This is a genomic window from Stenotrophomonas sp. FW305-3-2-15-E-LB1, from assembly GCF_058787375.1.
The window spans coordinates 99,808-120,585 of record NZ_JBYSZR010000008.1 but is presented as its reverse complement, the minus strand read 5'-3'; the positions used below and the strand labels follow the sequence as shown (position 1 = coordinate 120,585).

Sequence of the window (20,778 nt, the reverse complement as noted above, 5' to 3'; positions counted from 1 at the left end):
ACCCCCAAGGCCTTGGCCCGCGTTACCCGTTCAGGGCGCGGACGAAGGCGCTGATGTCCCTCACTACGGCGTCCAGGGACTCCGCGTGCAGGCGATTCCTGCGCAGGAATGCAGTCCACTGCGCCTGCTTGTGGGGATCGTCGGCAAATTCCTCCGACAAGCCGAAGGGCACTGGCTGCGTCCAGCGGGTACCTCGCCGTTCGAACGTCGCGCTTATCGCCGCGACCAGTGCGGGCCTCGCCATCTGACCCTCACGAGCGAGCGCCAACAGGTCGAAGTAGTCCTTCATCCTGCTGTTGGCGATGCCCAGGGCCGCAATGGCTTCGAGCTTCTCGGCGAAGACGGCCTCCCGCGGGTACACCCGCAGGCGCGGCGGCGGGAACTCATCGAGCAGTACCGGGTACTCACATTCCGGTGGTGCTTGAAGAACGGCATCGCCAAAGCCGACGTCCCATTGCACGTGACACAGCGCGTTGCCCAGGCGCGCCTGCAGGCGCATGCGGAGGCCCTGATAGGTGGATCCTTCGCGTATCGGATCGACGACAGTGGAGGCGGCGTCGAAGTACAGGCCGTCGTCCAGCTCAATCGCGCACAGGTCATGCACGATGCGGGCCAGATGCGCAGGGTCGGTTGGGCCGTATCCCAGGAAGTCGGCGTCACGGGTGGGGCGATGGGGTACATCGAACCAGATGGCGAAGAGCATCGCACCCTTCAGCAGGAACTGCTGCTGGTACGGCGACTGCGACAACCGATAGAGCATGCGTTCCACCGCAAACCGGTCCAATACGTACTGGAAGTCTTCATTGCGTGCACGTGCACCATCACGCAACCGTTGCCGGATGGAACGGACGCGGTCTGCCAGAGGCGTGGGAGTCATGCCAGCGCTTCAAGATAAGGTCGCATCAGTCTGGCAACGCGGCAGAGGCGTGCATACATCCACAGCTCGTCCATCGTGGTCAGGCCCGCTCCCAGTGCCTCCCGCAGGGCCTCGATGGCAACGTCCAGACCCACGAGATTCCGGTATTTGAAGCAGTCGACGACGGTCTTGGCGACGCCGGTCACGCGGAGCGTGACGTGGCCGATCTGCAGGGGTTCCAGTCCCGCCCCCAGTGTCTTTTCCGACATGCGGACAACACGCAGGGGCGGCCAGTCGATCCGCGGCGCGCGATCCTTGTTGCCGATGGCGATCCAGACTTCGAACGGGGCCTGGGTGGTCAGGCCATGCAGGCTCAGGGCACTCAGCAGGCACAGTCGGGGCGTGGCCAGACGTTCTGCGATGACCAGCAGTCCTTCCCGTCCTTCCGCAGGCGCAAGGTCCGGCAGGGTGTAAATGCCACGCGACAGCCTCAGCAGATCGCCGGACGCGACAAGCCGGGACAGCTCCGCGCGCGCCACACCGGCACGCACCATGTCGCGTGAGCGCGCCGTGCCCGTGCGCTGGATCAGCTCCCTTGCAGTGGCATACGGATCAACCATGGCCGGAGTGTTCCATAGCGTCTGTCAAAATGACATAAATACCGACGTTTCGGAACGAGGATCCTGCCGTTGTGCAGGTTATGTCTGTAGCGCCGGATCAGTAGATCCACGCCATGCGTGGATGTGGAAATTCCTGCAGCCACGCATGGCGTGGCTCTACCACCCCATGCAGGCGCCGCGATCAGCCCGGCAGAAAAGGCGTGCGTGCGCTAGAATGCGCGTTGGCGGAGCCGGCCAGACAGTCGCGTCATCCCTTCGGGGGTGCCGAGGAAAGTCCGGGCTCCATAGGGCAAGGTGCCAGGTAACGCCTGGGCGGCGCAAGCCGACGGAAAGTGCAACAGAAAGATACCGCCTACGTCTTCTTCGGAAGGCCGGTAAGGGTGAAATGGTGCGGTAAGAGCGCACCGCGAGTCTGGCAACAGACCGGCACGGCAAACCCCACCTGGAGCAAGACCAAATAGGGATCCATTGGCGCGGCCCGCGTTGGATCCGGGTAGGTTGCTTGAGCGTTGCGGTGACGTAACGCCTAGAGGAATGACTGTCCACGACAGAACCCGGCTTATCGGCCGGCTCCGCCTCCATTTCTCGAATCGGCAATTGCCCGAATCGGCAATTCCATCCACGCATGGCGTGGATCTACCGGGCAAGCGCGATCAATTCAGAAGTCGACGCGGCTTTCGCCCAGGAACACACCCTGCGCGCCGAAGCGGCGTTCGTGCATCTGCCCACGGCCCACGGCATCGATCAGCAGCACCGTGCTGGCGCGCGTGCCGTAGTCGTCGCCGCGGATGAAGGCCGGGCTCAGCCAGCGCTCGCGCTCCAGGCCGATGCCGGTGTCGGGCAGCTCGCTGTCGGCGGGGCGGTGCTCGTCGGCGAGGGCGGCCCAGAGCGGGGCCAGGTCTCCATCTGCTTCCAGCCACGCCGAGAGGGCATCCATCAACCTGCGGGTCTTCGGCCAGGGTGCGTCCAGTGCGCCGTTGGACATGCCGTGCACGCCCGGGCCCAGGGTCTGGCGCTCGGCCGGATGGTTGCCCAGGTACTCAAGGCTGTCGCTATCGGCCAACAACAGGTTGAACGGGGCATACGCCGCGGCGATGCCGGCCAGGCGGTCCATGTGCACGGCGGCCGGTTCGCGGCCGCGCAGGAAATCGGCCACCAGCGCGCCGCGCGACGGGCCTGCCTGGGCGGCCAGCGGGTCACGCACGTTGGTGACCACGGCCATGCGTCCGGCACCGCCGACGCCGGCCCAGCCACCGCCCGAACGCAGGTCGCGCCCGCCGATGATGGACGGCTCGTCCTGCCAGGGGGCCAGGGCCGCCGTCGGGCGGGCGTGGAACTCATCGCGGTTGCCGGTCATCACCAGTCGCCAGCGCGGGTGATGCAACCAGCCAAGAGCAAGCAGGCACATGGCGTCATTGTGCCCGGTTTGCGCAGAGCGGCGCCGCTTTTAACCCGTTTTTGATGAATGCGCAGCCCATGTTTCACGCGCTCTCCACACCCCTGAACTTCTGTTCAATCTCAAAAATTGAGACGGATCAGCAACTTGTGGATAAGCCTTGAACAATTCTCTAAACATTGCTGCAAGCCATTGATGTGGCTGGCGATTTCCCCGCTGAAAAGTTGTTGACAACCCTAGGGCCGCTGCTAAGGTGGGCATCAGAGGGAAATCCGGGTGTTTTGTGGGTTTTCGTGGTTCAATGTTTCACCGGGCGAAGGAAAGGTGCACGCGTCGTGTTCCAGGGCGAGACGGCCATCACAGTTGACGATAAAGGACGCATGGCGGTTCCCACCGCCTACCGCGACCTCGTCGCGCGTGCCAGCAACAACCGTCTCGTTCTTACCTACAACCCGTTCGAAGCCGGCTGCCTGTGGCTGTATGCCGAATCGGAATGGGAACGGGTCCGCGACGACGTGATGTCCAAGCCCAACACCCAGCGTGTCGTGCGCCTGTTGCAGCAGAAGCTGGTCGGTTCGGCCGCCCATCTCGAGCTGGACGGCAACGGTCGTATCAGCATTCCCGCCAGCCACCGCGGTGCGGTGGGCATTGAAAAAAAGGCGGTATTGCTCGGTATGGGCGGCAAGTTCGAATTGTGGAGCGAGCAGGCGCATCGGGCCCTGATCCAGCAGACATTGTCTGACGAGGATCTGGGTGATGGGTTGCTCGACCTGAAGTTGTGAGCCGGGGTGCCCGGATGCGCCCAGAAGCGCAGACCGGTCACCTTCCGGTGTCGCAGTCGCCGGCGGTGCACCTGCCGGTCCTGTACACCCAGGTCATTGACGGCCTGAGGGTGATCGAAAACGGACGTTATCTGGATGGCACGTTCGGTCGTGGCGGTCATGCACGTGGCGTGCTCACCCAGTTGGGCCCGGAGGGGCGCCTGCTGGTCATGGACAAGGATCCGGAAGCCATTGCCGTAGCCGAGCGCGATTTTGCGCCGGACCCGCGCGTGTCCATTTTCCGTGGCAGCTTCGCCCAGCTGCTGCAGTGGGATGCGACGGCCGAAGGCCTGGATGGCGTGCTGTTCGACCTCGGCGTGTCCTCGCCGCAGCTGGACGTGGCCGAGCGGGGTTTCAGCTTCGGCAAGGACGGCCCGCTGGATATGCGCATGGACCCGGACAGCGGCGAAAGCGCGGCGCAGTGGATCAACCGCGTCGAAGACCGCGAGATTGCCGATGTGCTGTGGACCTACGGCGAAGAGCGGCAGAGCCGCCGCATCGCCCGTGCCATCGTCGCCCGCCGCGAGAAGCAGCCGTTCACCCGCACCGCCGAACTGGCCGAGCTGATCGCCTCGGTGATGCCGCGTGGAAAAGACAAGATCCACCCGGCCACGCGCAGCTTCCAGGCCATCCGCATCCACATCAACCGCGAGCTGGCCGATCTGGAAGCCGGGCTCGATGCGGCCGTGGAACGGCTCAAGCCCGGTGGCCGCCTGGCGGTGATCAGCTTCCACTCGCTGGAAGACCGCATCGTCAAGCAGTACATGAACCGCTTGGCCAAGGCGCCGCCGGCCAACCGCCGCCTGCCCGAGGCCGTGGCGTTCGTGCCGACCCTGGATCTGATCGGCGGTGCCATCAAGGCCACCGATGAAGAGCTGGCCGCCAACCCGCGTGCCCGCAGCGCCGTGCTGCGCGTGGCACAGAAGCGGGAGGCCGATGCATGAGCCGGCTGCTGCTGATCATCCTGTTGGCCTGCACCGTGGCCTCGGCGATCGGCGTCGTGTTCGTGCGTCACCGTCATCGGCAGACGTTCATCGAGCTGTCGCGTGCCGAGCGCACGCGTGATGACATCAACCTGGAATTCGGCCGCCTGCAGCTGGAACAGGCCACCCTGGCCGAAGCCAACCGTGTCGACCGCGTGGCCCGCGAGAAGCTGGGCATGAAGTTCCCCGAAGCCGCCGACGTGGTGGTGGTGCGCCCATGAGCAAGACCGGCCGCAACCGCCCGCGCAACGCCTTCAACCTGCGCCAGCGCCTGCGCTGGGTCGCGCTGGCGCTCGGCCTGTGCTCGGTGTCGCTGGTCGGTCGCGCGGCGTACGTGCAGATCATCAACAGCGATTTCTACCAGCGCCAGGGCGAGGCGCGCTACCTGCGCGAACTGCCGATCAAGACCTCGCGCGGCATGATCACCGACCGCAACGGCGAGCCGCTGGCGGTGTCCACTCCGGTCGCTTCGATCTGGGTGAACCCGCAGGACCTGCTGCGCGCGCCGGACCGCATCCCCGAACTGGCCCAGGCCGTGGGCATGTCGGTGGACGAGCTGAGCAGCCGCCTGTCGCAGAAGTCGGACAAGGAATTCATGTACCTGCGCCGCCGGATCAATCCGGACGAGGCAGAGAAAGTGGTCGCGCTGAAGATCCCGGGCGTGGCCGCGCAGCGCGAGTTCCGCCGCTTCTACCCGCAGGGTGAGGCGATGGCGCACGTGCTGGGCTTCACCAACATCGATGACCGCGGCCAGGAAGGGCTGGAACTGGCCTTCGACGAATGGCTGCGCGGCAAGGCCGGCGCCAAGCGGGTGATCCGCAACCGCAAGGGCGAGACGGTGGAGAGCGACCTGCTGCGCGCCGCCGAGCCGGGCAAGGACCTGACCCTCAGCATCGACCGCCGCATCCAGTACCTGGCGTTCAAGGAACTGCGCAGTGCGCTGGTGGCCAACAAGGCTGCCGGTGGTTCGATGGTGATCATGGACGTGGCCACGGGCGAAATCCTGGCCATGGTCAACCTGCCGACCTACAACCCGAATTCGCTCAACGGTGCCGTGCCCGATACGCGCCGCAACCGCGCCGTGACCGACCTGGTCGAGCCGGGTTCGACGATGAAGCCGCTGACCATCGCCACCGCGTTGCAGTCCGGTGCGGTGACCAAGGACACCATCATCGACACGAACCCGGGCTACATGCAGGTGGCCCGCTTCACCATCCGCGATGTGCCGCGCAACAACGGCGTGCTCAACGTGACCGGCGTGATCACCCGCAGCTCGAACATCGGCGCAGCCAAGATCGCTGCGAAGATGACCGACCAGACCTTCTATGACGGCGTGCGCCGCTTCGGTTACGGCTCGGTGCCGCACAGCGGTTTCCCCGGTGAATCCGGTGGCGTGGTGCGCCGCCCGGGCAACTGGGATGGCGCCACCAAGACCACCATGTCCTACGGCTACGGCCTGAACGTGACGCCGCTGCAGATCGCCACCGCCTACTCGGCGCTGGCCAACGGCGGCAAGCTGATCGCCCCGACCTTCGTGAAGGGCCAGCGCAACGAAGGCAAGCAGATCATCGACGAGAACGTGGCCAAGGAAGTCGTGGCCATGATGGAAACGGTGGTGACCCAGGGCGGCGCCAAGCAGGCGGCCGTGCTCGGCTACCACGTGGCCGGCAAGACCGGCACCGCGCGCAAGGCCGGCCCGGGGGGTTACGAGCGCGGCCACTACAACTCGCTGTTCGCCGGCGTGGTGCCGGCCACCAACCCGCGCTTCGCCACGGTCATCGTCATCAACGACCCGCAGGGCGGCAAGTTCTATGGCGGCCTTGTCTCGGCGCCGGTGTACCACAACGTGATGGAAGGCACCCTGCGCCTGATGGACGTCCCGCTGGACGACCTGCAGTCGTGGCTGGCCGCCCAGCAGTCGGGAAAGATGGGGCATTCGGCCTCCATCCTGCCGGCGCCGCCGGCCGAGGCTGCGCTGCCGGCCGATGCCGCCGCCGAATTCGACGCCGCGCTGCCCAGCGCGCAGAACCATGTGCCGGCCCCGCCCGCGGGAGGCACGCAATGAGTCCTTCGATGTTGCTTTCGCAGTTGCTTCCGGACGTTGCCCTGGCGGGCAATGATCCCGTCCTGACCGGCCTGGTGCTGGACAGCCGTGCCGTGCGCCCCGGCAACGCCTTCGTCGCCATCGCCGGTTTCGGCGCGCATGGCCTGGGCTTTGTCGAACAGGCGCGTGCGGCCGGTGCCAGCGCCATCCTGTTCGAGCCGCCGGCTCCGGCCGAGCTGCCGGCACCGGCCGATGCCATCGCCGTGCCGGGCCTGCGCGCACGCCTCGGCGCCATGGCCGACCAGTTCCATGGTGCGCCGTCGCGCGCGATGACGATGGTGGGCGTGACCGGCACCAACGGCAAAACCTCCACCGTGCAGCTGCTGGCCCAGGCCTGGCACCTTCTCGGCACGCCCAGTGGCAGTATCGGCACGTTGGGTGCCGGACTTTATGGTTCGATCGAGCCGACCGGCTTCACCACCCCGCTGGTGCTGCAGATGCATGCGCTGCTGGCGCAGCTGCGCAACGACGGTGCGCGCGCGGTGGCGATGGAAGTCAGCTCGCACGCGCTGGACCAGGGCCGCGTGGATGCCGTGCACTACGACGTGGCGGTGTTCACCAACCTCACCCGCGACCACCTGGACTACCACGGTGACATGGCCAGCTACGGCGCGGCCAAGGCGCGCCTGTTCCATCGCCCGGGCCTGAAGGCGGCGGTGGTGAACCTGGACGATGCCTTCGGTCGCCAGCTGTTTGCCGGCCTGCCGGCCAGCGTGCAGGCCATCGGCCTGAGCTCGCGTGGTACGGACGACGCGTGCGTGCGTGCGGAAAACCTGCAGCTGGACGGTCGCGGCATCGGCTTCGAGCTGGTCATCGATGGCGCGCGCGCTGCCGTGCAGTCGCCGCTGCTGGGCCGCTTCAACGTGGATAACCTGCTGGCCGTGGCCGGCAGCCTGCATGCACTGGGCGAACCGGTCGAGCGCATCGCCGACGTGCTGTCGGCACTGCAGCCGATCCGTGGCCGCATGAACCGCCTGGGCGGCGAAGACGGCCTGCCCACCGTGGTGGTCGACTACGCCCACACCCCCGACGCGCTGGAACAGGCACTGGACAGCCTGCACGGCCACCTGCAGGGCACGCTGTACTGCGTGTTCGGCTGCGGTGGCGAGCGCGATACCGGCAAGCGCCCGCAGATGGCCGCCATTGCCGAGCGCCTGGCCAACCAGGTCATCGTCACTGACGACAACCCGCGTGGTGAGGATGGCGATGTAATCGTCGCCGACATCCTGGCCGGTTTCACCGATGCCTCGGCCGTGACCGTGCAGCGCAGCCGCGCGCGTGCGATCGGCCTGGCGGTGAAGCGTGCCGGTGCGGGAGACATCATCCTGATCGCCGGCAAGGGCCACGAGCCGTACCAGGAGGTCAATGGCGTTCGCCATGACTTTGACGACACCGAAGTGGCTGCCGCTGCGTTGGCTGCCAAGGCTGGCGTGTTGGCCGCGCAGGCCGGGGAGGGCATCGCATGAAGCGCACCCTGCTTTCGCTGATCGCGCACTGGGCCGGCGGCGAGATCCACGGCGACGACGTGGCCATCGATGCGGTCAGCAATGACACCCGCAGCCTGGGCGCGGGCACCCTGTACGTGGCCCTACGCGGCGAGCGTTTCGACGGCCATGATTTCGCCGCCGATGCGCAGGCGCGTGGCGCCAGCGCGCTGCTGGTCGAGCGCCTGCTGCCGCTGGACGTGCCGCAGGTGCTGGTGGCCGACAGCGAACTGGCCCTGGCGAAGATTGCCGCCGGCATGCAGCGCGACCGCGACACCGAGGTGTTCGCGATCACCGGCAGCAACGGCAAGACCAGCGTGAAGAGCCTGCTGCTGGCGATCCTGCAGCAGGTGGCCGCGCACGCGCACAAAGTGGTCTACGCCAACCCGGGCAACCGCAACAACGAGATCGGCCTGCCGCTGGCGGTGATCGATGCACCGGAAGATGCCGACTACGCCGTCTACGAGATGGGTGCCGGCAAGCCGGGCGACATCGCCTACCTGACCGACATCGCCCGCCCGCGCTATGCGCTGGTCAACAACATCGCCCCGGCCCATCTGGAACGCATGGGCAGCCTGCTTGGCGTGGCGATGACCAAGGGCGCGATCTACGCCGCGCTGCCGGCCGATGGCGTGGCCGTCATCAATGTCGATGATGCCTACGGCCGCTGGTTCGAACAGCATTTCGTCGGCACCCCGGCGCGCTGCAAGGTGCTGCGCTACGGCCTGGACCACAGTGCCGACGTCACCGCGCGCGACATCCGCGGCGGTGCGCAGGGCAGCCAGTTCACCCTGGTTTCGCCGATGGGCGAGGCCCGCGTGGCGCTCGGCCTGCCGGGCCGGCACAACGTCAGCAATGCGCTGGCCGCAGCCAGCCTGGCCCTGGCCGCCGGCATCGACCTGGCCCTGGTGGCGTCGGGCCTGGCCGCCGCGCAGCCGGTGCCGGGCCGCCAGATCGCCCACCAGCTGCACAACGGTGCGGTGCTGGTGGACGACAGCTACAACGCCAACCCCGGTTCGCTGGCCGCCGCCATCGATGCCCTGGCCGCCGCCCCGGAAGAGGGCTGGCTGGTGCTGGGCGACATGCGCGAGCTGGGCCCGGACGCCGAAGCCCTGCACGCGCAGGCCGGCCTGCGTGCGCGTGCCGCCGGTCTCAAGCGCCTGTACGCACTGGGCCCGCTCAGTGCCGCCGCCGCCACCGCCTTCGGCGAAGGTGGCCGTCATTTCGCCACCCATGACGCGCTGTCGCAGGCGCTGAAGGACGAGCTGCACGCTGGCGTGCGCTGCCTGGTCAAGGGTTCCCGTGGCAGCGCCATGGACACGATTGTCAAAGCGCTGCTGGCGCAAGGAGAGGATTCCCCGCATGTTGTATGAACTGGCTCGATGGTTGCAGCAGTTGGAGAGCCTGTTCGGGCTGTTCAACTACCAGACGTTCCGCGCCATCCTTGCCGCGCTGACGGCCCTGTTCCTGTCGCTGTGGCTCGGCCCGGCGGTGATCCGCCGGCTTGCCCAGTTCAAGGGCGGCCAGCCGATCCGTACCGACGGCCCGCAGACCCACTTCGTCAAGGCCGGCACGCCCACCATGGGCGGTTCGCTGATCCTGCTCACCGTCACCCTGTCGGTGCTGATGTGGGCCGACCTGCGCAACCGCTACGTGTGGCTGGTGCTGGCGGTGATGCTGTGCTTCGGCGCCATCGGCTGGTACGACGACTGGATCAAGATCGTGCGCCGTGACCCGAACGGCCTGGCCTCGCGCTGGAAGTACCTGCTGCAGTCGATCTTCGGCCTGGCTGCGGGCATCTTCCTGCTGCAGACCGCCGACGTGCCGGCGGCGCTGACGTTCTACATCCCGATGTTCAAGTCGATCGCGCTGCCGCTGGCCGGCATCAGCTTCGTGGCCATCGCCTACTTCTGGATCGTCGGCTTCTCCAACGCGGTCAACCTGACCGACGGCCTGGACGGCCTGGCGATCATGCCGACCGTGCTGGTGGCCTGCGGCCTGGGCGTGTTCGCCTATGCCTCGGGCAACGTGGTGTTCGCCAACTACCTGCAGATCCCGCAGATCCCCGGTGCCGGTGAACTGGTCATCATCTGCGCGGCCATTGCCGGTGCTGGCCTGGGCTTCCTGTGGTTCAACACTTACCCGGCCATGGTCTTCATGGGCGACATCGGCGCGCTGGCGCTGGGTGCGGTGCTGGGCACGATCGCCGTCATCACCCGACAGGAGCTGGTGCTGGTGATCATGGGTGGCGTGTTCGTCATCGAAACCCTGTCGGTGATGATCCAGGTGGCCTCGTTCAAGCTGACCGGCAAGCGCGTGTTCCGCATGGCGCCGATCCACCACCACTTCGAGCTGAAGGGCTGGCCGGAGCCGCGCGTGATCGTGCGCTTCTGGATCATCTCGGTCGTGCTCGTGCTGATCGGCCTTGCCACCCTGAAGGTGCGCTGAGAATGAACGACCTGTCCCGCCAGGCAACACGCCTCGAAGCCATCGAAGGCAGCTACGACAAGTGGCTGCTGGGCGCGATCATCGCGCTCACGGGCATTGGCGTGGTCATGGTGGCGTCCAGCTCGATCGCGCTGATGAGCAGCCCCTTCTACTACCTCAACCGCCATCTGATCTTCCTGGCGGTGGGCATCGTGCTGGCGGTCGTGGCCGCCCGCACCGAGCTGAAGTCGATCGAGCAGTACAACCAGCTGCTGCTGCTGGGCTGCTTCGTGCTGCTGCTGGCGGTGTTCACGCCGGGCCTGGGCAGCACCGTCAACGGCGCGCGCCGCTGGATCAACCTGGGCATCTCCAAGTTCCAGACGGTCGAAGCGGTGAAGGTCCTCTACATCGTCTGGCTGTCCAGCTACCTGGTGCGTTTCCGCGACGAGGTCAATGCGACCTGGCCGGCGATGCTCAAGCCGCTGGGCGTGGCCGGTGCGCTGGTGGTGCTGCTGCTGCTGCAGCCGGACTTCGGTTCGTCCACCCTGCTGCTGGCGATCACCGCCGGCATGCTGGTGCTGGGTGGCGTCAACATGCCGCGCATGTCGATGCCGGTGATCATCGGCCTGGTCGGCATGAGCGCGCTGGCGATCATCGAGCCGTACCGCATGCGCCGCATCACTTCCTTCCTGGACCCGTGGGCCGACCAGCAGGGCGACGGCTACCAGCTGTCCAACGCGCTGATGGCCGTGGGCCGTGGCGAGTGGACCGGCGTGGGCCTGGGCAACTCGGTGCAGAAGCTGTACTACCTGCCCGAAGCACACACCGACTTCATCTTCTCGGTCACCGCCGAGGAATTCGGCTTCCTGGGCACCTGCGTGATCGTGGCGCTGTACGCGCTGCTGGTCGGCCGCACCTTCTGGCTGGGCATGCGCTGCGTGGAAATGAAGCGCCACTTCTCCGGCTACATCGCCTTCGGCATCGGCCTATGGATCAGCATGCAGACCTTCGTCTCGATCGGGGTGAACCTGGGCATCCTGCCGACCAAGGGCCTGACCCTGCCGCTCATTTCGTCGGGTGGCTCGTCGGTGCTGATGACCTGCGTGGCGATGGGCCTGCTGCTGCGCGTGTCCTATGAACTGAAGCGCGCCGAGCGCCGCCAGGCCGTGCGCATCGGTGGTGGCGAAGACGCCGTGGCCGCGCCCGTGCCGGAACCGGCCGCGCCGGCCGCCGCCAGTGCGCCGATGGGCGCCGAGCCGGTGGCTGCCGCTGCACCGGCGGCCGCACGTGGCACCAGCCGCCTGCAGTCGCGCATCGAACCGACCTTCGGGAGGCTGTCATGAGCACCGCCTCCACCCAGGCCACCCAGGCCCGCCCGGTGATGATCCTGGCCGGCGGTACCGGTGGCCACATCTTCCCCGGCCTGGCCGTGGCCCGCGTGCTGCGCCAGCGCGGCGTGCCGGTCACCTGGATGGGGGCCGACGGTGCGATGGAAACGCGCCTGGTACCGCAGCACGACATTCCGATCGACACGCTGGCCATCACCGGCCTGCGCGGCAAGGGCAAGCTGGCCCTGCTGGGCGCGCCGTGGCGGCTGATGCGCGCCCTGCGCGCGGCCGGCATGATCATCCGCAAGCGCCAGCCGCGTGCCGTGGTCGCCTTCGGTGGCTTCGCCTCCGGCCCCGGTGGCATGGCCACGCGCCTGCATGGCCTGCCGCTGCTGGTACACGAACAGAACCGTGCGCCGGGCATGACCAACCGCATCCTGGCCCGCTACGCGCGCCGCCTGCTGACCGGTTTCCCGGGCACCTTCGCCAAGGGCGAGGAGTTCGTGGGCAACCCGGTGCGCGCGGAAATCGCCGCGATCGCGCCGCCGGAACAGCGCTTCGCCGATCGCCAGGGCCCGCTGCGGCTGCTGGTGGTGGGCGGCAGCCAGGGCGCGCGTGCACTCAACACCGGCGTGCCGCAGGCCATTGCTGCACTGGGCAGTTCCGTGCCGGTGCAGGTGCGCCACCAGAGCGGTGAGAAGCTGCATGCCGAAGCGGTCGAGGCGTATGCCAAGGCCGGCGTGCAGGCTGAAATCACCCCGTTCATCGCCGACATGGCCGAGGCCTTCGCATGGGCCGACCTGGTGGTGTGCCGCGCGGGCGCGTCCACCCTGGCCGAGCTGTGCGCGGTGGGCGTGGGCAGCGTGCTGGTGCCGTTCCCCGCCGCCGTCGACGATCACCAGACCCGCAATGCGGAGTACCTGGTCGAACGCGACGCGGCCGTGTTGCTGAAGCAGGATGGAACGCTGGCCGACGGCATTGCCGCACTGCTGCGCGAACTGTCCGAAAATCCCGCCCGCCGCATGCAGATGGCACAAGCCGCGCGTGCGCTGGCCAAGGTCGATGCCGCCGAGCGCATCGCCGATATCATTCTTGAGGAAGCTGTATGAAGAAGGCCCGCCACTGCGCCTGCCACGCGCGAGGCCGCGCATGATCCGCCGCCTGCACGACACCAACGACCTGGTGCGCGCGTTCCCGCGCGTGCATTTCGTCGGCATCGGCGGTACCGGCATGAGCGGCATCGCCGAAGTGATGCTGACGCTGGGCTATGAAGTGTCCGGTTCCGACAACGCCGACAACGCGGCCACCCGCCGCCTGGCCGGCCTGGGGGCGCGCATCATGCGCGGCCACTCGGCGGCCAACGTGCTGGGCACCGACTGCGTGGTGGTGTCCAGCGCCATCCGCGAAGACAACCCGGAACTGATGGAAGCGCGCAGCCAGCGCATTCCGATCATGCCGCGTGCGGCCATGCTGGCCGAGCTGATGCGCTTCCGCCGCGGCATCGCCGTGGCCGGCACGCACGGCAAGACCACCACCACCAGCCTGACCGCTGCGGTGCTGAGCGAAGGTGGCCTGGACCCGACGTTCGTGATCGGTGGCCAGCTGCTGGCCGCCGGTGCCAACGCCAAGCTCGGTGGTGGCCAGTGGCTGGTGGCCGAGGCCGACGAAAGCGACGGCAGCTTCCTGCGCCTGAACCCGCTGATGTCGATCATCACGAACATCGATGCCGACCACCTGGAAAACTACGGCAACGATTTCGCCCGCGTGCAGGCGGCGTTCGCCGAGTTCCTGCAGCGCCTGCCGTTCTACGGCCTGGCCGTGCTGTGCATCGATGACCCGGAAGTGGCTGCACTGGCGGCCAAGACCCCGCGCCACGTGATGAGCTACGGCATGAGCCCGCAGGCCGACGTGCGCGCCGAAAACGTGGTGCAGGAAGGCTCGCGCATGCGTTTCACCCTGCGCCTGCCGCAGGGCACCAGCCAGGAAGTGGTGCTGGCCCTGCCGGGCAAGCACAACGTGCTGAACGCGCTGGCCGCCGCTGCGGTCGGCTGGCAGCTGGGCGTGGCCCCGGACGCGATCGCGCGTGCACTGGAAAGCTTCGCCGGCGTCGGCCGTCGCTTCAACGACCTGGGCGAAGTGACCACCGCCAGCGGCGCCAAGGTGCGCATCATCGACGACTACGGCCACCACCCCAGCGAGCTGGAAGCGGTGTTCGCCGCCGCCCGCGGTGGCTGGACCGACAAGCGCCTGGTGGTGGCGTTCCAGCCGCACCGCTACAGCCGTACCCGTGACCAGTTCGACAAGTTTGCCGCCGTGCTGTCCAGCGTCGATGCGCTGGTGCTGAGCGAGGTCTACCCGGCCGGCGAAGAGCCGATTGCCGGTGCCGATTCGCACGCCCTGGCCCGCGCCATCCGTGCGCGTGGCCGCAGCGAACCGGTGGTGGTGGGCAAGGCGGCCGAGCTGGCCAGCGTGCTGCCGGACGTGCTGCAGGACGGTGACCTGCTGCTGATGATGGGCGCGGGCGACATCGGCGCCGTCGCCAGCCACATCGCCGTGGAAGGCTTCAAGGCGGAGGGCCAGGCGTGAGCGCACTGACCTTCCCGCCGCTGCGCGCCACCGACCCGGCCGTGTTCGGCCGCGTCGCGGTGCTGCTGGGCGGCAGTTCCAGCGAACGCGAGGTGTCGCTGGATTCGGGCCGCAACGTGCTTGAAGCGCTGCAGTCGCGCGGCGTCGATGCGGTTGCCGTGGATGGCATCCCGGCGCTGGCCACGGCGCTGGCCGCCGGCGGCATCGACCGCGTGTTCAACATCCTGCACGGCCACAATGGTGGGGGTGAGGACGGCATCGTGCAGGGCCTGATGGACGCCTTCGGCGTGCCGTACACCGGTTCCGACGTGCTGGGTTCGGCGCTGAGCATGGACAAGATCCGCACCAAGCAGGTGTGGCTGTCGCTGGGGCTGCCGACCCCGCAGTACCGCAAGGTGACCGCGGAGAACGTGCATGCCAATGCGGCCGAACTCGGCCTGCCGGTGGTGGTCAAGCCGGCCAACGAAGGTTCCAGCGTGGGCATCAGCCGGGTGACCGACGAAGCCGGCCTGGACGAAGCGGTGGCCCTGGCCGCGCGCTACGACGGCCAGCTGCTGATGGAACAGATGGTGGTGGGCGACGAGCTGACCGTGGCCATCCTGGGCGATGTCGCGCTGCCGTCGATCCGCATCGTGCCCAAGGGCCAGTGGTACGACTACAACGCCAAGTACGTCGCCGAGGACACGCAGTACCTGTGCCCGGGCCTGGACGGCGCCGACGAAGACGAGATCCGCCGCATCGCCCTGGCCGCGTTCCGCGCTGCCGGCTGCCGTGGCTGGGGTCGCGTGGACGTGATGCGCGACCGCGCCAGCGGCCGCTTCTTCCTGCTGGAAGTGAACACCGCGCCGGGCATGACCAGCCACTCGCTGGTGCCCAAGGCTGCCGCGCAGGCCGGCATCGGGTTCGAGGAACTGGTGTGGCGCGTGCTGGAACAGACCCTGGAGGCAACGCACGCATGAACGCGCTGCTGCGCATCTTCGTCTGGCTGTTGGCCCTGTCGGTGGTTGCACTGCCGGTGGTGGCCGTGGTCAATGGCTGGGTCGGCGCCGAGCGCTGGCCGCTGGCGAAGCTGCGCGTGCACGGTGAGTTCAAGCGGGTACCGCCGGAACAACTGCAGCAGGTGCTGCTGCCGTACGCGCATGCCGGCTTCTTCGCGGTCAAGCTGCAGGACGCGCAGGACGCCCTGGAAAAACTGCCGTGGGTGGAAAGCGCGCGCGTGCGCAAGCAGTGGCCGGACGTGCTGGAAGTGACCCTGATCGAGCACAAGCCGTTCGCGCGCTGGGGCGAAGGCCGCCTGCTGTCCGAGCAGGGCAAGCTGTTCCCCACGCCGAAGAAGCTGGCCGACCTGCAGCTGCCCGAGCTGGATGGCCCGGACAGCCAGACCGAAGAAGTGGTGAAGCTGTACAACGATGCACGCGCGCTGTTCGCACCGGCCGGTGTGGACGTGCGCCGCCTGACCATGGACGCGCGCGGCAGCTGGTCGCTGCTGCTGAGCAATGGCACCGAAGTGGTGGTCGGCCGTGACGATGCCCGCTCGCGCCTGCAGCGCTTCGTGCGCGTGCTGCCGCAGCTGGCCAACCAGGCTGCGCCGATCGAGCGCGCCGACCTCCGATACACCAATGGTTTCACCCTGAGCTGGGGAACGCCGGCCACGCCGGCCGGCGCACCCGCGACCCCGGCCAGAAGAACGCAGGAAAGGACATGAATCGCAAGGGTGACAAATCGCTGATCGTCGGCCTGGATATCGGCACCTCCAAGGTGGTGGCGCTGGTGGGCGAGTATTCGCCGGGCAACCCGATCGAAGTGATCGGCATCGGCTCGCACGAATCGCGCGGCCTCAAGCGCGGCGTGGTGGTGGACATCGAATCGACCGTGCAGTCGATCCAGCGCGCGGTGGAAGAAGCCGAGCTGATGGCCGGCTGCGAGATCCGCTCGGTGTATGCCTCCATTTCCGGCAACCACGTGCAGTGCAAGAACTCGCCCGGCATCGTGCCGATCCGCGACGGCGAAGTGACCTGGGGCGACCTGGATCGCGTGCTCGATGCGGCCAAGGCGGTGGCGATCCCGGCTGACCAGAAGATCCTGCATGCGATCCCGCGCGAATACGTGCTGGACGATTCGCAGGAAGGCATCCGCAACCCGGTCGGCATGACCGGCGTGCGCCTGGAAGTGCACGCCCACCTGGTGGTCTGCGCGCAGTCCGCTGCAGCCAACATCAGCAAGTGCGTGCAGCGCTGCGGCCTGCAGGTGGACGACCTGGTGCTGTCCTCGCTGGCCTCCAGCGTGGCGGTGCTGACCGCCGACGAAAAGGAACTGGGCGTGGTGCTGGTGGACATGGGCGCCGGCACTACCGACATCGCCGTGTTCGTGCAGGGCGCGATCTGCCACACCGCCTCGCTGCCGATCGCTGGCGACCACGTGACCAACGACATCGCGCACATGCTGCGCACGCCGACCCCGGAAGCCGAGCAGATCAAGGTGCGCTACGCGTGCGCCCTGGCCCAGCTGGCCACCGCCGAGGAAAGCATCCAGGTGCCGTCGGTGGGCGACCGCCCGCCGCGCCGCATGCCGCGCCATTCGCTGGCGCAGGCAGTGCAGGGCCGCTACGAGGAAATCTTCGAGATGGTGCAGGCCGAACTGCGCCGCTCCGGCTTCGAGGAACTGGTGCGCGCCGGCCTGGTGCTGACCGGTGGCGCCTCGAAGATGGAAGGCGTGGTCGAACTGGCCGAAGAAATGCTGCAGATGCCGGTGCGCGTGGGCATTCCGCAGCACGTCACCGGCCTGGGCGAAGTGGTGGGCAACCCGGTGCATGCCACCGGCGTGGGCCTGCTGCTGATGGGCAGCCAGAACGAGCATCCGCGCCGGCCGTCGCTGCCGACCGGACGCGCGGGCAGCATGTTCAAGAAACTCAAGACCTGGTTCCGCGGCGAATTCTGACGCGGAACCTGCACCACCCGGGTCCGCCCGGTTGCATTACCGGCAACACGACGCAACAACGCAACACACAACCCACACAGCCGCACCGGCAACATGACGCGCAAAGGCAGGAGGCCTGAACGCCCATGCCACCGACAAGCGGATACAACGAGGACACGGACATGGCGCATTTTGAACTGATCGAAAAGATGGCACCCAATGCGGTGATCAAGGTGGTTGGCGTGGGCGGCGGCGGCGGCAATGCCGTGGCGCACATGGTCAACTCGGCAGTGGATGGCGTGGAATTCATCACCGCCAACACCGACTCGCAGGCCATCAAGAATTGCGGTGCCAAGCTGCAGCTGCAGCTGGGTACCAACGTGACCAAGGGCCTGGGCGCAGGCGCGAACCCGGAAGTCGGCCGCCAGGCCGCGCTGGAAGACCGTGAGCGCATCATGGACGCGCTGCAGGGTGCGGACATGGTGTTCATCACCGCCGGCATGGGCGGCGGCACCGGCACCGGTGCTGCACCGGTGGTGGCGCAGCTGGCCAAGGAAATGGGCATCCTGACCGTGGCCGTGGTCACCAAGCCGTTCCCGTTCGAAGGCCGTCGCCGCATGCAGGTGGCGCTGAAGGGCATCGAGGAACTGAGCCAGCACTGCGACTCGCTGATCACCATCCCGAACGAAAAGCTGATCACCGTGCTGGGCCGCAACGCCACCATGATCCAGGCCTTCCGTGCCGCCAACGACGTGCTGCAGGGCGCCGTGCAGGGCATCGCCGACCTGATCGTGCGTCCGGGCCTGATCAACGTCGACTTCGCCGACGTGCGCACCGTCATGTCCGAAATGGGCCTGGCGATGATGGGTACCGGCACCGCCCGTGGCGATGACCGCGCCCAGGCCGCCGCCGAAGCCGCCATCCAGAACCCGCTGCTGGACGACGTCAACCTGGCCGGTGCCAACGGCATCCTGGTCAACATCACCGCCGGCGCCGACTTCACCATGGCCGAGTTCGACGAGATCGGCCGCACCATCGATGGCTTCGCTTCCGAAGACGCCACCGTGGTGGTGGGTACCGTGCTCGACCCGGACATGCAGGACGAAGTGCGCGTGACCGTGGTGGCCACCGGCCTGAACCGTGTCTCGGCCAGCAAGAGCCAGCGCCCGGGCGAGCGTGCACCGATCAAGCTGGTGCGCAACGCGACCACCGGCCAGCCGGAATTCGGCGACTTCGACAACGGTGGCGACGCCGTGTCCAAGGCCGTCGGCGGCATGGGCCTGGGCCTGCGTCGTGCCAGCAGCGACAGCGTGGCGGCTTCGACCCCGTCGGCGCCGGCTTCCTCGGCCCCGGCTTCGGCTGAACTGCCCAACGATTACCTGGACATCCCGGCCTTCCTGCGCCGCCAGGCGGACTAAGCGGAGCTGCCCGGGGCTTGTCCCCCCCGGGTTGCGCCACCATGTCCTGATAATGCGGGCGCCGGGCCAGGATGGGCCCGGCCGCCTTGCTTGACGCGTGTCCCACCGGCAGCCTGCAGAGGCGTTTCAGCCGGGGTATGGGACCGTGCGTGTTAATCTAGCGTGTCACTTCCGGTCTACCCCCATGATCCAGCAACGCACCCTCAAGAACACGATCCGCGCCACCGGCGTTGGCCTGCACAGCGGTGACAAGGTCTACATGACCCTGCGCCCGGCACCGGTCAACCATGGCATCGTGTTCCGGCGCGTGGACCTGGACCCGGTGGTGGAAGTGCCGGCCAAGGCCGAACTGGTCACCGAAGTGACCCTGTGCACCGGCCTGACCTGCAACGACGCCAAGATCCAGACCGTCGAACACCTGATGTCGGCATTGGCCGGCCTGGGTGTGGACAACATCATCGTCGAACTGTCCTCGGCCGAGCTGCCGATCATGGACGGTTCGTCCGGCCCGTTCGTGTTCCTGCTGCAGTCGGCAGGCATCGTGGAGCAGGACGCGCCCAAGCGTTTCATCCGCGTGCTGAAGACCGTGGAAGTGACCGAGGGCGACAAGGTGGCCCGCTTCACCCCGTATGAGGGGTACAAGCTGGGCTTCACCATCCAGTTCGACCACCCGATGATCCCGGCCAAGCAGTCGCGCCAGGAAATCGAGTTCTCGACCATGGCCTACACCAAGGAAATCTCCCGCGCGCGCACCTTCGGCTTCATGCGCGACCTGGAGTACATGCGCGAGCGCAACCTCGGCCTGGGCGGTTCGATGGACAACGCCATCGTGCTCGACGAGTTCCGCGTGCTCAACGAAGACGGCCTGCGCTACGCCGACGAATTCGTGCGCCACAAGATCCTCGATGCGATCGGCGACCTGTACCTGGCCGGTGGCCAGGTGCTGGGTGCCTACGAGGGCTTCAAGTCCGGCCACGCGCTCAACAACAAGCTGGTGCGGGCGCTGATGGCCGACGCCACCGCCTGGGAGTGGGTGACCTATGAGTCGCCGACCGCCGAAGATCCGGTGGTGTACGCCGTCCCGGCCTACGCCTGATCGTTCCAGGTTGTTGAAATAAAACAGGAAAACGCCGCCTTCCAGGGCGGCGTTGTCGTTTCCGGGCGCTGTTGGCTGAATGGCGCAGCGGGTAAAGCGACTGTCGGCTCCGGATCACGGTTTTGTGAACCAGACCATCTGGAAGCCTGAATATAACGATTATTTAACAACAATCTAACGACTCGACCACCCGGGGCGGCTAGGATGCGACCCGGCCCCCGAAAATGTTTCACGCTGCGGTGACACGCGCGACGGGGATCGGAGCAGGATGCTCCGTTGTCCTCAGGACCCTTGCTTCGGTTTGACCGGGGCATCCTGCAGGGCCGCCAAGGCGTCGCGTAGCCCTTTGTGCGTGGCGGCTGAAACTGCGTGGGGGCCATTCCGGTTGTCGTGCGCTGGGGAGCGCGTGGGAGTGGGAGACGCAGTCTTGATGGTCACCTTGGTGGCCTTCAGCCCGATGGACCGGGCCGCGTCGAGCAACTGGGCTTCGGCAAGCCGCAACTTGGCATGCCAGACCGGTGATTCGACGAGAAAAATGAGGTGTTCCCCGTCCACATTGGCCAGCCGGCAACGGTTGCGCAACGCGGGCGGTAACTGGGGGCGCAACTGACGGTCCAGCGCATCGAGCCACAGGGCACGACGCAGAGGGTTCCCGCTTTTGTCCGCCATCACTGCATCCAGTGCCGGTTTCGGCCTGGTCGCGGGACGAACGCTGGATTTCGGCTCAGACATGAAAACTCACT

General features: G+C 67.3%; 19 protein-coding genes and 1 other RNA gene. 16 read left to right on the top strand and 4 right to left on the bottom strand.

Going from position 1 to position 20,778, the window contains the following annotated elements:
• Positions 1 to 22: 22 nt before the first annotated feature.
• Together AC3WL7_RS08455 and AC3WL7_RS08450 are read right to left on the bottom strand one after the other, a co-directional pair.
• Complete coding sequence (locus AC3WL7_RS08455) at positions 23 to 877, bottom strand: nucleotidyl transferase AbiEii/AbiGii toxin family protein (RefSeq protein ID WP_492749972.1); 855 nt, start codon at positions 875 to 877, stop codon at positions 23 to 25.
• Complete coding sequence (locus tag AC3WL7_RS08450; RefSeq protein WP_492749971.1) at positions 874 to 1,476, bottom strand: type IV toxin-antitoxin system AbiEi family antitoxin domain-containing protein; 603 nt, start codon at positions 1,474 to 1,476, stop codon at positions 874 to 876. The genes AC3WL7_RS08455 and AC3WL7_RS08450 overlap by 4 nt, the downstream gene beginning before the upstream one ends.
• A 226-nt stretch (positions 1,477 to 1,702) precedes the next feature.
• Between AC3WL7_RS08450 and rnpB the strand changes: the two genes are divergently transcribed.
• An RNA gene (rnpB, locus tag AC3WL7_RS08445) (RNase P RNA component class A) lies at positions 1,703 to 2,054 on the top strand.
• 80 nt (positions 2,055 to 2,134) lie between these two features.
• Here rnpB and AC3WL7_RS08440 read toward each other — a convergent pair.
• Complete coding sequence (locus tag AC3WL7_RS08440; protein WP_492749970.1) at positions 2,135 to 2,884, bottom strand: NRDE family protein; 750 nt, start codon at positions 2,882 to 2,884, stop codon at positions 2,135 to 2,137.
• Between the two features lie 323 nt (positions 2,885 to 3,207).
• Between AC3WL7_RS08440 and mraZ the strand changes: the two genes are divergently transcribed.
• The 15 genes from mraZ to lpxC all read left to right on the top strand — a co-directional run bounded on the left by mraZ (position 3,208) and on the right by lpxC (position 20,035).
• Positions 3,208 to 3,654 carry a division/cell wall cluster transcriptional repressor MraZ gene (gene mraZ, locus AC3WL7_RS08435; protein WP_492749969.1) on the top strand — a complete coding sequence of 149 codons (447 nt, stop codon included), beginning with the start codon at positions 3,208 to 3,210 and terminating at the stop codon, positions 3,652 to 3,654.
• A gap of 14 nt (positions 3,655 to 3,668) precedes the next feature.
• Complete coding sequence (rsmH, locus tag AC3WL7_RS08430; RefSeq protein ID WP_079220623.1) at positions 3,669 to 4,637, top strand: 16S rRNA (cytosine(1402)-N(4))-methyltransferase RsmH; 969 nt, start codon at positions 3,669 to 3,671, stop codon at positions 4,635 to 4,637.
• Entirely contained in the window at positions 4,634 to 4,897 is a 264-nt protein-coding gene (gene ftsL, locus AC3WL7_RS08425; RefSeq protein WP_079220624.1) for a cell division protein FtsL, read from the top strand. Before rsmH ends, ftsL begins: the two co-directional genes overlap by 4 nt.
• A complete protein-coding gene (locus tag AC3WL7_RS08420; protein ID WP_200733241.1) occupies positions 4,894 to 6,741 on the top strand; it encodes a peptidoglycan D,D-transpeptidase FtsI family protein in 1,848 nt (615 codons plus the stop codon). The genes ftsL and AC3WL7_RS08420 overlap by 4 nt, the downstream gene beginning before the upstream one ends.
• A complete protein-coding gene (locus AC3WL7_RS08415) occupies positions 6,738 to 8,246 on the top strand; it encodes a UDP-N-acetylmuramoyl-L-alanyl-D-glutamate--2,6-diaminopimelate ligase (protein ID WP_492749968.1) in 1,509 nt (502 codons plus the stop codon). The genes AC3WL7_RS08420 and AC3WL7_RS08415 overlap by 4 nt, the downstream gene beginning before the upstream one ends.
• Entirely contained in the window at positions 8,243 to 9,637 is a 1,395-nt protein-coding gene (locus AC3WL7_RS08410) for a UDP-N-acetylmuramoyl-tripeptide--D-alanyl-D-alanine ligase (protein WP_492749967.1), read from the top strand. The genes AC3WL7_RS08415 and AC3WL7_RS08410 overlap by 4 nt, the downstream gene beginning before the upstream one ends.
• Positions 9,627 to 10,712: a phospho-N-acetylmuramoyl-pentapeptide-transferase gene (mraY, locus tag AC3WL7_RS08405; RefSeq protein WP_079220628.1), complete on the top strand. Its 1,086-nt coding sequence runs from the start codon at positions 9,627 to 9,629 to the stop codon at positions 10,710 to 10,712. The genes AC3WL7_RS08410 and mraY overlap by 11 nt, the downstream gene beginning before the upstream one ends.
• Positions 10,713 to 10,714: 2 nt before the next feature.
• Entirely contained in the window at positions 10,715 to 12,034 is a 1,320-nt protein-coding gene (ftsW, locus tag AC3WL7_RS08400; RefSeq protein ID WP_079220629.1) for a putative lipid II flippase FtsW, read from the top strand.
• A complete protein-coding gene (murG, locus tag AC3WL7_RS08395) occupies positions 12,031 to 13,128 on the top strand; it encodes an undecaprenyldiphospho-muramoylpentapeptide beta-N-acetylglucosaminyltransferase (protein WP_492749966.1) in 1,098 nt (365 codons plus the stop codon). The genes ftsW and murG overlap by 4 nt, the downstream gene beginning before the upstream one ends.
• Positions 13,129 to 13,168: 40 nt before the next feature.
• Complete coding sequence (gene murC, locus AC3WL7_RS08390; protein ID WP_200733245.1) at positions 13,169 to 14,605, top strand: UDP-N-acetylmuramate--L-alanine ligase; 1,437 nt, start codon at positions 13,169 to 13,171, stop codon at positions 14,603 to 14,605.
• On the top strand, positions 14,602 to 15,564 hold the full coding sequence (locus AC3WL7_RS08385; protein WP_492749965.1) for a D-alanine--D-alanine ligase: 963 nt from the start codon (positions 14,602 to 14,604) through the stop codon (positions 15,562 to 15,564). The genes murC and AC3WL7_RS08385 overlap by 4 nt, the downstream gene beginning before the upstream one ends.
• Positions 15,561 to 16,310 carry a cell division protein FtsQ/DivIB gene (locus AC3WL7_RS08380; RefSeq protein ID WP_079220633.1) on the top strand — a complete coding sequence of 250 codons (750 nt, stop codon included), beginning with the start codon at positions 15,561 to 15,563 and terminating at the stop codon, positions 16,308 to 16,310. Before AC3WL7_RS08385 ends, AC3WL7_RS08380 begins: the two co-directional genes overlap by 4 nt.
• Positions 16,307 to 17,542, top strand: a complete 1,236-nt coding sequence (gene ftsA / locus AC3WL7_RS08375) for a cell division protein FtsA (protein WP_079220634.1) — start codon at positions 16,307 to 16,309, stop codon at positions 17,540 to 17,542. The genes AC3WL7_RS08380 and ftsA overlap by 4 nt, the downstream gene beginning before the upstream one ends.
• Before the next feature lie 161 nt (positions 17,543 to 17,703).
• Positions 17,704 to 18,939 (top strand): cell division protein FtsZ, encoded by a 1,236-nt coding sequence (gene ftsZ / locus AC3WL7_RS08370; protein WP_079220635.1) that lies wholly within the window; start codon positions 17,704 to 17,706, stop codon positions 18,937 to 18,939.
• 184 nt (positions 18,940 to 19,123) lie between these two features.
• On the top strand, positions 19,124 to 20,035 hold the full coding sequence (lpxC, locus tag AC3WL7_RS08365; protein ID WP_079220636.1) for a UDP-3-O-acyl-N-acetylglucosamine deacetylase: 912 nt from the start codon (positions 19,124 to 19,126) through the stop codon (positions 20,033 to 20,035).
• Positions 20,036 to 20,317: 282 nt separating this feature from the next.
• Here the strand turns inward: lpxC and AC3WL7_RS08360 are convergent, their stop codons facing one another.
• Positions 20,318 to 20,767, bottom strand: coding sequence for a DciA family protein (locus tag AC3WL7_RS08360; RefSeq protein ID WP_079220637.1), 450 nt, complete (start codon positions 20,765 to 20,767; stop codon positions 20,318 to 20,320).
• Positions 20,768 to 20,778: the final 11 nt, after the last annotated feature.

Excerpts from the sequence above, each read along its gene's own strand:
- AC3WL7_RS08380 (WP_079220633.1), top strand. The coding sequence starts at position 15,561 with ATGAACGCGCTGCTGCGCATCTTCGTCTGGCTGTTGGCCCTGTCGGTG.
- ftsZ (WP_079220635.1), top strand. The coding sequence starts at position 17,704 with ATGGCGCATTTTGAACTGATCGAAAAGATGGCACCCAATGCGGTGATC.
- lpxC (WP_079220636.1), top strand. The coding sequence starts at position 19,124 with ATGATCCAGCAACGCACCCTCAAGAACACGATCCGCGCCACCGGCGTT.
- murG (WP_492749966.1), top strand. The coding sequence starts at position 12,031 with ATGAGCACCGCCTCCACCCAGGCCACCCAGGCCCGCCCGGTGATGATC.
- mraY (WP_079220628.1), top strand. The coding sequence starts at position 9,627 with ATGTTGTATGAACTGGCTCGATGGTTGCAGCAGTTGGAGAGCCTGTTC.
- AC3WL7_RS08450 (WP_492749971.1), bottom strand. The coding sequence starts at position 1,476 with ATGGTTGATCCGTATGCCACTGCAAGGGAGCTGATCCAGCGCACGGGC.
- AC3WL7_RS08410 (WP_492749967.1), top strand. The coding sequence starts at position 8,243 with ATGAAGCGCACCCTGCTTTCGCTGATCGCGCACTGGGCCGGCGGCGAG.
- AC3WL7_RS08360 (WP_079220637.1), bottom strand. The coding sequence starts at position 20,767 with ATGTCTGAGCCGAAATCCAGCGTTCGTCCCGCGACCAGGCCGAAACCG.
- rsmH (WP_079220623.1), top strand. The coding sequence starts at position 3,669 with ATGCGCCCAGAAGCGCAGACCGGTCACCTTCCGGTGTCGCAGTCGCCG.
- murC (WP_200733245.1), top strand. The coding sequence starts at position 13,169 with ATGATCCGCCGCCTGCACGACACCAACGACCTGGTGCGCGCGTTCCCG.
- ftsL (WP_079220624.1), top strand. The coding sequence starts at position 4,634 with ATGAGCCGGCTGCTGCTGATCATCCTGTTGGCCTGCACCGTGGCCTCG.
- AC3WL7_RS08455 (WP_492749972.1), bottom strand. The coding sequence starts at position 877 with ATGACTCCCACGCCTCTGGCAGACCGCGTCCGTTCCATCCGGCAACGG.
- ftsA (WP_079220634.1), top strand. The coding sequence starts at position 16,307 with ATGAATCGCAAGGGTGACAAATCGCTGATCGTCGGCCTGGATATCGGC.
- AC3WL7_RS08415 (WP_492749968.1), top strand. The coding sequence starts at position 6,738 with ATGAGTCCTTCGATGTTGCTTTCGCAGTTGCTTCCGGACGTTGCCCTG.
- ftsW (WP_079220629.1), top strand. The coding sequence starts at position 10,715 with ATGAACGACCTGTCCCGCCAGGCAACACGCCTCGAAGCCATCGAAGGC.
- AC3WL7_RS08420 (WP_200733241.1), top strand. The coding sequence starts at position 4,894 with ATGAGCAAGACCGGCCGCAACCGCCCGCGCAACGCCTTCAACCTGCGC.
- AC3WL7_RS08440 (WP_492749970.1), bottom strand. The coding sequence starts at position 2,884 with ATGTGCCTGCTTGCTCTTGGCTGGTTGCATCACCCGCGCTGGCGACTG.